11 protein-coding genes are annotated in these 11,919 nt (G+C 45.2%); all 11 read right to left on the bottom strand.

Annotation, left to right across the window (positions count from 1 at the left end; translation table 11 throughout):
• Nucleotides 1-64: 64 nt before the first annotated feature.
• Entirely contained in the window at nucleotides 65-979 is a 915-nt protein-coding gene (locus tag ACK8P7_RS05795; protein WP_410043275.1) for an ATP-grasp fold amidoligase family protein, read from the bottom strand.
• A 27-nt stretch (nucleotides 980-1,006) separates the two neighbouring features.
• Nucleotides 1,007-2,206: an alanine racemase gene (gene alr, locus ACK8P7_RS05790; protein WP_410043274.1), complete on the bottom strand. Its 1,200-nt coding sequence runs from the start codon at nucleotides 2,204-2,206 to the stop codon at nucleotides 1,007-1,009.
• Nucleotides 2,190-2,960 (bottom strand): glycosyltransferase family 2 protein, encoded by a 771-nt coding sequence (locus tag ACK8P7_RS05785; protein WP_410043273.1) that lies wholly within the window; start codon nucleotides 2,958-2,960, stop codon nucleotides 2,190-2,192. Before ACK8P7_RS05785 ends, alr begins: the two co-directional genes overlap by 17 nt.
• Before the next feature lie 3 nt (nucleotides 2,961-2,963).
• Entirely contained in the window at nucleotides 2,964-3,344 is a 381-nt protein-coding gene (locus ACK8P7_RS05780) for a serine O-acetyltransferase (protein ID WP_410043272.1), read from the bottom strand.
• 141 nt (nucleotides 3,345-3,485) lie between these two features.
• A complete protein-coding gene (locus ACK8P7_RS05775; protein ID WP_410043281.1) occupies nucleotides 3,486-4,178 on the bottom strand; it encodes a sugar transferase in 693 nt (230 codons plus the stop codon).
• A 26-nt stretch (nucleotides 4,179-4,204) separates the two neighbouring features.
• Nucleotides 4,205-5,680 carry a glycerol-3-phosphate cytidylyltransferase gene (tagD, locus tag ACK8P7_RS05770; RefSeq protein WP_410043271.1) on the bottom strand — a complete coding sequence of 492 codons (1,476 nt, stop codon included), beginning with the start codon at nucleotides 5,678-5,680 and terminating at the stop codon, nucleotides 4,205-4,207.
• A gap of 67 nt (nucleotides 5,681-5,747) precedes the next feature.
• On the bottom strand, nucleotides 5,748-6,632 hold the full coding sequence (locus ACK8P7_RS05765) for a VanZ family protein (RefSeq protein ID WP_410043270.1): 885 nt from the start codon (nucleotides 6,630-6,632) through the stop codon (nucleotides 5,748-5,750).
• A 43-nt stretch (nucleotides 6,633-6,675) separates the two neighbouring features.
• Entirely contained in the window at nucleotides 6,676-7,905 is a 1,230-nt protein-coding gene (locus tag ACK8P7_RS05760; protein WP_410043269.1) for a DegT/DnrJ/EryC1/StrS family aminotransferase, read from the bottom strand.
• A 740-nt stretch (nucleotides 7,906-8,645) separates the two neighbouring features.
• Nucleotides 8,646-9,203, bottom strand: coding sequence for a hypothetical protein (locus ACK8P7_RS05755; RefSeq protein WP_410043268.1), 558 nt, complete (start codon nucleotides 9,201-9,203; stop codon nucleotides 8,646-8,648).
• A gap of 265 nt (nucleotides 9,204-9,468) precedes the next feature.
• On the bottom strand, nucleotides 9,469-9,780 hold the full coding sequence (locus tag ACK8P7_RS05750; RefSeq protein ID WP_410043267.1) for a DegT/DnrJ/EryC1/StrS family aminotransferase: 312 nt from the start codon (nucleotides 9,778-9,780) through the stop codon (nucleotides 9,469-9,471).
• A 152-nt stretch (nucleotides 9,781-9,932) separates the two neighbouring features.
• On the bottom strand, nucleotides 9,933-11,885 hold the full coding sequence (locus tag ACK8P7_RS05745) for a polysaccharide biosynthesis protein (RefSeq protein ID WP_410043266.1): 1,953 nt from the start codon (nucleotides 11,883-11,885) through the stop codon (nucleotides 9,933-9,935).
• Between the last annotated feature and the right edge of the window lie 34 nt (nucleotides 11,886-11,919).

Here is an 11,919-nt window from a genome sequence, read left to right as displayed (position 1 = left end):
ACCCTTTGGGGAGCTCTGTTAGAGTTACCCTTTTATAGCCACTGATAAAAAAGATAATTTTCTGCTAATCTATGCTTGACTTTTCATAGCTGGTCTCCTTGACCGACGATATATCTATCAATTTTCCCCACTCCAAATCATACTTATCCGGATTAAACGGCATCATGCCACCGCTTGGTGTGAAAGTAAGTTCCGCAAAATAGTAGGTGTCATTCGCCAAGAAGAAATCCACTCTGACAAATGGGAAGTCCTGACACAGTACTTTCGCAGCTTCCTTCATCTGTTCAAAGAACGGCGGCAGCTCTTCTATATCCATTGGAGCATAGTCGTCTCGAATTAACGGCATCTTCGTTCCATCCAAATAGAAGAATCCAATCTGTGCCTGACGATCATGGATTAGATCAGATGACACATAGATATACTTGGGCTCACCATTAAAGCAGAAAAACTTATAATCAATGATGCAGTCACCTAAGAATTCTTCGCATGTAATGTGAGGTTTGATTTTGGAATAATGCGTCTCGATGTTGAAAGCACCAAAGTCCTCCTTCATCCACTTACGCATTTTCTTGATTGCATCTTCTCTATCGAAAGTGCTCTTATCGTTGCAAAGAATGTTATATGCACAACCATGGTTACACTTCAGAACGAACTTCTCCGGCAGCTTGTCCCAATCGATATCCTCTGGCTTGTCCCAGTGTCCAATCAGTGGAACTAAGATATTTCCAAGCCCCTTTTCTTCAACGTAGGCTCTAACCTTATACTTATCTGCTCCATCAATTACTAACTGATTTGTTGGATAGTCATGAAGTTTGAGCCATTGAATCTTTTCATTAAACGTCTGAGGATTTTTCAAGTCTACTTTCTTCTTAAGAAGAATTCTGGAATAGAATTTGCACATTGCCTCATCAGGCATAATTTTATGTGCAATTACCTGGCATTGTCTCCTCGCCTTATATAAAAAAGAATCTCTTTCCATTTGCTCTCCAATCCTCCTGTATACTGACTACACAATCCTATCTTCAATAGCGACTATTGTTTCATCTTCCTTATACACTCGAGGTACTCTTTCTCCGAGCGCACAGACGATTTCGTAGTTTATTGTGTTGTTTCTTTTTGCAATGCTATCTATTGAATTCTTGGGCGTTAATCCATAGACCGTGATTTGTGTTCCTATCTGAACATTACCCAAATCGGTAATATCGATCATGCACTGATCCATACAGATACGTCCAATAACTGGAGCAAATTGCCCATCGATCTCTATTGCAAGATTTTCTTTTGCGTTGGACCTCCAAAGGCCATCTGCGTATCCAATTGGAATTGTTGCTACCCTTCTTAGTTCTTCTGCAACATATTCACGCCCATAACTGATGCTATCTTCTTTTTCTACTGTTTTTATATGGGTGATTATGCTGTGTAGTGTTATCACCTGTTCTAAATCACCGCGATTTCTCAATTCCAAAGAAGGCTGCAAGCCATATAACACCACACCTGCTCTAACCATATCTAAATGCATTTCGGGATATTCAAATATCGCAGCGCTATTTGCGCAGTGCCTAATTTGAAAGTTCACTCCAATGCTACTCAGCTCTTCAATGGTTTTCAGGAAACACTTAAACTGATGCTTTGTAAAGACCTCTCCGAAATCGCCCTCATCCGCAGAAGCGAAATGGGTAAAGATGCCCTCTGGAATCAATCCTTGTAATTTACACACTCTGCCAATCTGGCTAATAGGTAATTGATTCTCTTTTCTACAAGGAAAACCTATTCTTCCCATTCCAGTATCGAGCTTGATATGTATTTTTACGCTACAGCCATCTTGAACTGCCTGTTGAGCAAGGCTTTCTCCATACCCTTCTGAAAAAACGCATTGAGAGATATCGTTAGTGGCTAGCAACAAAGCACAACGTGGATCTGTATAGCCTAGGATTAAAATCGGCAATGTAATATTGCTGTGTCTCAGTTGCATCGCTTCTTCAATATTAGAAACAGCGAAGAAGTCTGCTCCTAACTTTTCATATACTCTTGCAAGTTGAACAGCTCCATGCCCATAGGCATTTGCCTTGATTACACAACATATCTTCACATCGTTACCGACTTGTTGCCTAATTACTTCAAAGTTATGCTTTACAGAAGATAATTGAATTTCAGCCCATGTTCTCTTTTGAAATGGCTCCAAGCCAATATCAGATACTCTTCTCATAATTTCTTTTCTTCAAAACCCCGTAGAACATATTCCAGCATGTGTACCACGCAGCAACAACCGCAGGCTTTTCATCGCACATATGGAACAGATCGTAATGGCTCTTGAATTTCCTTCTGAACTTATCATGACTGATGCTGACCTTCCTTACTCTGTACTTGGCCAGGTTCTCCTTCAGGAGGTAAGCACAAGTTCCAGGTTTCTTGTACAATTGCAGTCTTATCGCATAGTCATTGTTCTTCTTGATATCTTTAATCTGGATGAGTCCAAATTCTTTAGCGCTATACATCATGGTGAGCTGGCCGATATAATCGTAGTTGTACATCTTGCGCTTATTGACTTTCTCAGGACCAGATACATATATATTGAGGGGCTTTGACTCCTCATCTATCTTTTCGTACTCCGTGTAGGAGAGGGTGTACCCGTGCTCCTTCATGAAGGCAATTTGCTTCTCAAGCTTTTCTGGCATCCACAAATCATCAGAATCCAGAAAAGCAATCCATTCTCCACGAGCCTCTCTCATCGCTCTATTTCTCGTGAGCGCCGCACCACTGTTCTTTTCATTGTGGAAATACTTAATTCTATCATCCTTGAAGGAAGCAACGACCGCATCTGTGTTATCGGTAGAACAGTCATCCACAATGAGAAGTTCCCAGTTCTGATAAGTCTGATCGATAACCGACTGGATCGTCTCAGCTATGAATCTTTCTGTATTCCAAGATGGCATGATAATGGATACTAATCCTTCAATCATTTTCTATTCTCCAATTAAGTTATTAATGTAACATTCTGTAGCATTATTTCTGCTAATTATTTTTGCTGGGCTGCCTATTACAATTGAATGATCAGGAACATCTCTATTCAAATATGTATTAGGCGCAATTAAAACATCGTCTCCAATATGAATAGAACCGACGATAGTTGAATTCATTCCAATCCAAACATTATTTCCTATCGTTGGAGTACCTTTTCTAATTCCTCGATTTTCCTGGCCAATAGTAACTCCTTTATGGAGATTACAATTCCGCCCTATAACCACATTATCGTTTATTGTGATACAGTATGGATGATTAATATAGAATCCCTTGCCTATACAAACAGGATAATCTATTTCAATACCATGCTTTTTACCAACCATAAGCAACAGAGCATGATATATCTTTTGTACCCCCCCCGAGAGAATTGGCACTTTCTAAAAAGATATGTCCAGAGTTTTATGTATTTATCAATCTTGTCATTACCGTATCTATGTAAATCGGCTCTATATACTTCTTCAAAATTACTCATAATCTTTCCCCATCACAGCAAATACAGTTCTGAACATGGTGGCAATATCTCCTATGAAGGAAAATTTCATAATGGACTGAAGGTTGTACTTCATCTTGCCCGGCAGAACTTCTTCTATATAAACCCTATCAACATTATCCGCTGCTTCCAGCAATTCCGCTTCGTCTTTATACCGGATGCTGGCTTCACTCGTAATTCCAGCAGGAAGGAGCAGTGTGGCCATATATTCTGGCTTATACTTCTCCACATATTTAACCGCTTCCGGCCTTGTACCCACAAAGCTCATGTCTCCACTAATAAGGTCCAAAACTTGGGGCAGTTCATCTAATCTGCATCCTCTAAGTTTTGCACCAACCTTTGTGATGCGGCTGTCATTTCCAACGGTCACAGCTGTGCCAATCTTGTCAGCATTGGAGACCATTGTGCGGAATTTATGTATTCTAAACTTCCTCCCATAGGAAGTGACTCTTTCTTGACGATAGAACACAGGACCCTCGGAGTCGAGTTTTATCATCACAGCAATCACAGCCATTGGAATGGCTAACAACACCAACAAAACCAAGCCACCCACAAGATCAACTGCTCTTTTGAAGAAAAGACTCGCTCCCTTCTTCTTTAACACCTCATAGTATGGTCTGACTTCTTCTGTCCGCATAAAATCAGGCAGTTCTTCCCATTTTCTCAAACCCATCTAAAACTCCCCAAAACTAATTACTTTCCCGGATCTGTATTGATATCGTCGTGGCTTGTTTTGCTCTCGCCATCAACGGCATTTGCATCATACAAATCCTTCTTTATCTTGCTGGAACTGATTTCAGGAGTTCTTGGCAGGTAAACAACCTCAACTCCCTCTTCTTTTAGGAAGTCAAACTTACCCTTCCAGTCATCACCCATAACAAAAGTATCGACATGATACTCGTGCATATCGCTTCTCTTCTGCTGCCAGTTCTCTTCAGGGATTACCAAATCCACGTAACGAATGGCCTCAAGAAGTGCCTTTCTTTCCTCATAAGAGAAATAGGTCTTCTTGTGTTTCTCATTCCAGTTGAATTCATCAGAAGAGAGAACAACAATTAGATAGTCCCCTAGAGCCTTAGCTCTCTTCAGCAGGTTAATATGTCCATAATGCAGCAAATCAAATGTTCCGTATGTAATAACTCTCTTCATACCTGTACCTCTGTCATTTCTTACTTTTGTTATTTCGTTTTTCTTTTCTCTGGCCATCAACGTTCTGACTGTCTCACCTGGATCTGCGCCTTTATTTACAACAGCATCAACAGCGGTGACGAGCGGCATATCCACACCATATCTCTCTGCAAGCTTCATAGCTGCTGGGATGGCGTTAATCCCTTCAACAACCATTCCAACTTGCTTGATGGCTTCCTTCACTTCCACACCTTGGCCTATCAGATTTCCACAACGGTTGTTTCTGCTATGCACAGATGTGGCTGTTACGATTAAGTCACCGATACCGGCAAGTCCTGAGAATGTCTGTTCAAGGCATCCCATCTTCTTTCCTAGTCTGGTAATTTCAGCCATGCCACGAGTAATCAATGCTGCTCTTGCGTTGTCCCCATAGCCAAGCCCTGTGGATATGCCAGAAGCCAGCGCGATGATATTTTTCAGTGCCCCGCAGAGCTCCACACCAGTCACATCTGTGTTTGTATAAACACGCATGCAGGTGTTCATGAAAATATCCTGGACATACTTAGCTATCTCAAGGTCATCACATGCAGAGACAATTGTGGTTGGCATATCTTTCGCTACTTCCTCGGCATGAGTTGGACCGGAAAGCGCGACTAGCTTGACTGGCTTTTTTATCTCATCTCTGATGACCTGTGTCATTGTGTAAAGACTATCTGGTTCGATACCTTTTGCCACATCAACGATGATTTGGCCTTCATTTATATATTCTTTTGCCGTTCTTGTAGTGATTCTTACAAAAACTGATGGAACGGCAAAAAGAAGAATATCTTTGTTTGTACAGACTTCCTCTATACTCTTCGTAAAATCAACAGCAGCCGGAATGTCCATCCCCGGTAGGTTGGGATGCTCCCGAGATTTAGAAAAATCTTCAACTTCTTTTTCTATTGCTGACCACACCGTTACATCATGACCGGAATTACTCAGCATTCTCGCCAGCGCCATTCCCCATGTACCGGCTCCTAACACTCCTATAATTGACATTTTTATTTCACCTTTCTATATCTTCATGAATTCAGGAAGGTCTTCCCATTTCCTCAATATCATCAAATTACCCCTCTTTATAAATTATCGGTGTGGCTATTACATCGCAGTCACAACCGTTATATACAGTCACATAAACCATCAATTTTGTTGTTTCTTCTAAGAAGAACTTCACCTCATCAACCGGGCCAACATCTGGTGTGAACCGTTGATTATTGGTTTCCAGTTCCAATCCCACAGTGTTCTTCTCAACACCAGATAAACCAGAGAACGAATACACGCCAGGCTCCAAAGTGAGCTCTCCTATCGGCCACCAGGACCTTTTATCGGACGAGCCTTTTATATGAAGACTACCGTCATCAAGGTGTTTGACATACACATCGGTATCCCAGGCAAATCCATTCTTGCCGTTCAGAACCAGTAGATTCTTTGTCCCATCCTCTCGGTCATATATAGCCGCATACCTCACCATTTTCTGGTGCCGAACTTCTCTATAGGAGAAAGGAACCGCAGAACATAAAACCATGGAGAGCAGAATTACTCTTCTCATCCCAGCATTCAGCTTTATCTCTCCACCAACCCTTCCAGCAACCCATGCTCCAATAACAGCACCAAGTGTATTGTGGATGAGGTCATCACACTCGAATGTTCCAAGAGCAAAGGTGAACTGAAGGACTTCAATAAGAAGAGAAGCTAGAAAACCAGCCTTCTTCACATCCCTCACGCCGATCGACTGTAAAGCAACTCCAAGCGGTATGAACAGGATCACATTCCCTATGTTCTCAAGAAGGAACTGCCTGTTACCTTTCAGGATTTCCACATAGGAATGGAATGGTAAGAGAAATCCTCGATACCCTTCACCGATTCTGCTGAACAGTGTGATCCACACAACGGCAGCTATGTATGCTCCAAATAAACTACAGAAAATGTAATCTTTCTTCTTACTCAGCATCCAATCAAACTAAACAACGACTAAACAACGACAAAAAACAAACTCACAAATACTCCCCAACAACCTCTCTGAAATTCTCAATAACATACTCCACATCTTCATCGCTCAACAGCGTATGGAGTGGTAATGTAATGAGGTTCTCATAATACTCGTACGCATTAGGGAAATCCTTAATGTCCCAACCTAACTCTCTATAAGCCGTCATCATCGGGAGAGGTTTATAGTGGACATTGCAGTTCACACCGCGCTCCGCGAGCTTCACTATTATTTCTCTTCTTTCCTTATCACCTATTCCCGGCACTCTACTTAAATAGAGATGGTTAGAAGATTGGAAGTTCTCGCCACTGTGGACAAGATGCTTCACACCCAGCTCATCACACATTGCATCGTAACGAGCAATAATCTCCCCTCTCCTCTTCAACATACCCTCGTATCTATCCAACTGTCTCAGCCCAATCGCCGCCATGATGTCAGTCATATTGCACTTATACCAAGGGCCGATGATGTCATATTCCCACGCGCCGACCTGTGTCTTGGCAAGAGCATCTTTGGACTGGCCGTGGAGGGAGAGAAGCTGGTACTGATGGTACAGCTCATCATTGTCTATTCCCTCAATATCTCTCCACGTACTAGCTCCACCTTCTGCTGTGGTAAAGTTCTTGACCGCATGGAAGGAGAAATCCGTAAAGTCGGCAATTGATCCTGCCATCTTTCCATTGCGAGAGGCACCGAGAGCATGAGCTGCATCGGAGAAGATAAGGACTCGTCCTATGGCTCTCTGGATTCTCGCTCCTAAACTCTCTCCCTCTTTAGGAGTGAAGAGGGATCTCTTCTTCTCCACAACCTCAAACAGCTTGTCATAATCACAGACAATGCCGCCCAGGTCCACAGCCACAATGGCTTTAGTCCTTTCAGTAATCGCCTCCCCCACTGCGTCGTAGTCCATCTCCACACAGTCCTTTTGACTGTCCACAAAGACAACTTTTGCTCCACAGTGGATGGCGGCACTTGCACTAGCTGTGTATGTATAAGCAGGAACGATGACCTCATCACCCTCTCCTATACCAGCTATTCTAAAATTAAGCTCCTCCGCAGCTGTGGCAGAGTTCAGGCATACGACTTTAGAGGTATGGCAGTATTCTGCTAACCTACGTTCTAACTCTTTAGTTCTAGGGCCGGTTGTAATCCAGCCACTTCTCATCGCTTCCGCTACTTCATTTATCTCCAGTTCCGAAATGTCCGGTGGACTAAACGGTATTACTCTTTTTTCCATCATTGTTCTCCCCTTGCCTTGTTTTCTGTTCTTATCTTATCCACGCCATCGGTGTGGTCATATATCCCTTTTCAACTACTTAACCTCACCTACTCATCCGCACCATCTCATCCATCCTTCTCATCTGCTCCATTCCCACACTTCCTCTTTTCCTTATTCCCACACTGTTTTGTGTGGTTTTTTTATTTTTGGAGTGTGTTCTCCACACTTCTTTGCATGGTTTTTAGGTCGATAGATGATTAGGCATTGGTGTCATAATGCACCCCATTTTCACCCCTCCACACGCTTTCCAACCCCCTCATTTCCACCTCTTCCGCACCGTCATACTCACCAAAAAGCGAGTATTAAGATTAGTGAAGTTGATAGGTAGACAGATAATTAGGGATTGGTGTCGATATGCAGGTATTTTTCTCAGGTCGATAGATGATTAGGCATTGGAGGTGAAAGTGAGGGTCGATAGATGATTAGGGATTGGTGTCGATATGCACCTCTCTACTACACTTTTACCCACCTTTTTCTCCTCCGCATCCTCATTTCCACCCTTCTTTTCACCTATTTCCCGCTAGCCGCCACTCTCTTCTTCACTTCCCCGCCATTTCTGGTGTGGTTTTTGTTGTGTAGAGTGGTAGTTTTGAGGTTAGATGGGTGAAAAGTTGTGAATAATGATGAATACGGGTGTGATATGAGGGTCATTTTTTGTTGCTTATTTGGGTCGATAGATGATTAGGGACTAATATCGGCTATTGAATATCTCCAATTGTTTTACATTCATTCCATGCATCCACAGGATTGGTAGACATATCCTCTGTTCCCATTGCATAACCGGTGATTGTAATATTAATATCATCAATAGCTGCATACTCTGCATTTGAGATTGATTTCATGGTCATCTGATTTGTCAGAGCACTTGTGCTATCTCCAGGAGCCAATATTGTCATCTCAGTACTTCCATAAGCATAAACAACTGTTCCATCATCCTCACTCACAACACACCATTCATCATCAACATCAAATGAGTAAAGAATTCCATCTGCTGTTGTTGGCATATCCACTTGTATAAACACATACATTTCTTCGGTTGCATCATTATATATAACTGGTTTTACATCAAAGCTATCACCAGGTCCCACTTTCGTTGCTGCCATATCAGTGGAAAGATCAAATTGGAAAACCGTCTTTTTTGAGAGTTTTGATGTTTCACTTTTTGTAAAAAATAATGACATTATTGCATATGCAATAATTGTTGTCCCAAGACAAACTCCGCAAGCGACTCCTGTTCCAACTGCTTTCTTATTCATAAATCATTACCTCTTGATTAATCCTTTGTATCCCTACAAAACTTAACCATAGCCCACCGCCAGACATGGCGTGTGAGCTAAGTCAGTTCCTCCTTATAGAATTTTCTACTCTGGATGGTGGGTCAATTCATGAGTATCCAAGAAGCCATCTTCACCTCTTGGATTCTCTGACCCACTCCAGTTTCCGTAGAAATTTTCAAATAACGGGGACTGACTTAGAGCCGAAAACCCTTGTAAATTCAAGGCTTTTTCTTGGTTGTCCCTATTATACAGCTATCACCTGCTTGCCTTCGAGTGCACCGTGGCTGATCGCCGGCTTTCCGTATAAGCGCTCGCCCGCGAGCTTACAGCAGAGGTGGAGCGCTGCGGTACAGCAGGACAGGCCGACGGCGTACTTCACTTCTGCCTTCTCGGCCGCGATCTTCTCCACCTGGTTGATGTTCTCACCGACGGTGCTCATCCAGTTGGTTTCGTAGGCTTCGGTCACATAGGCGAGCTCCTCGCCGTGCATCGTCGGGGATGCCAGCCATACCTTCTTATCAAACGCTTTAAATTCATCTTTTCTTGTAAAAGCCATGTTTCCCCCTCCGCGCTCTGTTCCCCTGTTCAGGCGGCGCTTGTCTTCACTGTTTATGAATTGAAAAAGGGATTTCCAAACGAATTTGAAATCCCTTGCTTTAAATGTGCTGATGACGAACTGTGTATCTTAGGCAAGTCTGAACCGTCGTCTTAGACTGTTTTCTGTTCCTTATCCGTCTCCGGCTGGTGATACGTCGGTACCACGCGCTTGATCACATCCCGTATATTCCCGACGTCCTTCCGGCTTTCGCGGTCGAGCTCGTCGAGGTCCTTCAGGAACTGTTTGTCGTCCATCTGGATCGGATGGCCGATGTGAATCAGCTTGTTCGGTGTATCCGTCATACCCTCTTCGTTCATGAGGAGCTCCTCGTAGAGCTTCTCGCCTGGGCGGAGACCTACGTACTTGATCTTGATGTCGACATCCGGGGTCAGTCCGGAGAGTCGGATGAGGTTCCGGGCCATGTCGTCAATCTTCACCGGCTTGCCCATGTCGAGGATGAAGATCTCGCCGCCCTTCGCGTAGTGCGACGCCTGGAGGACCAGGGAGACGGCCTCCGGGATGGTCATGAAGTAGCGGATGATGCGCTTGTCGGTGACGGTCACCGGACCGCCCTCTGCGATCTGCTTCTTAAAGAGCGGGATGACGGAGCCGTTAGAGCCGAGGACGTTACCGAAGCGGACCGCGACGAAGTCGGTCTTCGGGTACTTTCGGTTCATCATCTGGACGATCATCTCACAGATACGCTTCGTGGCACCCATGACATTCGTCGGGTTCACAGCCTTATCCGTGGAGATCAGGACGAAGCGCTTCACGCCGGCGTCGGCAGCGGCACGGGCGGTCTTAAGGGTGCCCATGACGTTGTTCTTGATCGCTTCGTTCGGGCTCACCTCCATGAGCGGTACGTGCTTATGTGCGGCCGCATGGAAGACCATGTCCGGCTTGTACTGCTGCATCACGCTGCTGATACGGTGGGTGTTCCGGCAGGAGCCGATCAGCGTCACGAGGTTCAGCTCCGGGTGCTCCATGAGGAGCTCCTGCTGGATGCTGTACGCGTTATTCTCGTAAATGTCGAAGATGACGAGCTGCTTCGGCTCGTGGCGTGCGATCTGCCGGCAGAGCTCAGAGCCGATCGACCCGCCACCGCCGGTGACGAGGATGGTCTTCCCCTGGATCATACTGAAGACTTCTTCGTTGTTGATCTTGATCGGTTCACGACCGAGGAGGTCGAGGACGTCGACGTCACGGAGCTTGCTGACGCTGACTTCGCCGTTGACGAGCTGGTAGATGCCCGGGACGGTCTTCAGCTTACAGCCACTCTCCTTACAGATGTTGAGGATCTCCGCGCGCTCTGCAGCGGTCGCGGTCGGGATCGCATAGATGATTTCCGTGACCTCGTACTCCTGTACGGCACGGAGGATGTCGTTTCGGGTGCCGACGACCGGGACGCCGTCGAGGACGCGGCCCTGCTTGTTCAGGTTGTCGTCGATCAGACAGACCGGATCCCCCTTCAGGTGCTTACTGGTGAGGAGCTCCTTGATGAGTATCCCGCCAGCATTGCCCGCGCCGATGATCATCACGCGCTCGCGTGGCTCACTGCTCTTCCGCTCACTGGCGATGCCGTCGAGGAGACGGATGAAGCGGTAGAAGAAGCGCATGCCGGTGTGCAGCATGAAGCTCAGGCAGTAGCCGATGATGTAGTAGGATCGTGGCATGTGCATATGCATGAAGAACACGCCAAACGCATACAGTACGATGAGTACCAGGTAGGCGCGGATCATGTTGAGGAGCTCGACGAAGCTTGCGAAGTACCAGATGCTGTGGTACAGGCGGAAGAGGTAGAACACCGTGATTGTGCTCACGATGAAGTAGGGCATCGAGAAGAGGTAGCCCCAGAAGTAGTTCGTCGGGATCTGCGAGAACGCGAGGTCGAAGCGGAAGAACAGGCCGAGGAAGTAGGCGAGGACGAGGATACCGGCGTCGGCGATCATCAGCATGCCGGCGTGCATCACCCAGGACTGCTGGAGATGACTGGCCTTTCGTTTCGAAAGCGTCGCATCCGCGGTGCTGTGGTTTTCAGTTGTTCTGTCGATCTTTTCGCTCATACTCTCTCACTCTATCCTACATGCAGTGCTGGAT

Origin of the sequence: Oribacterium sp. P9, from assembly GCF_046365365.1 — a bacterium.
Lineage (GTDB): Bacteria > Bacillota > Clostridia > Lachnospirales > Lachnospiraceae > Oribacterium.
This window is presented reverse-complemented; position numbering and strand designations above follow the sequence as displayed.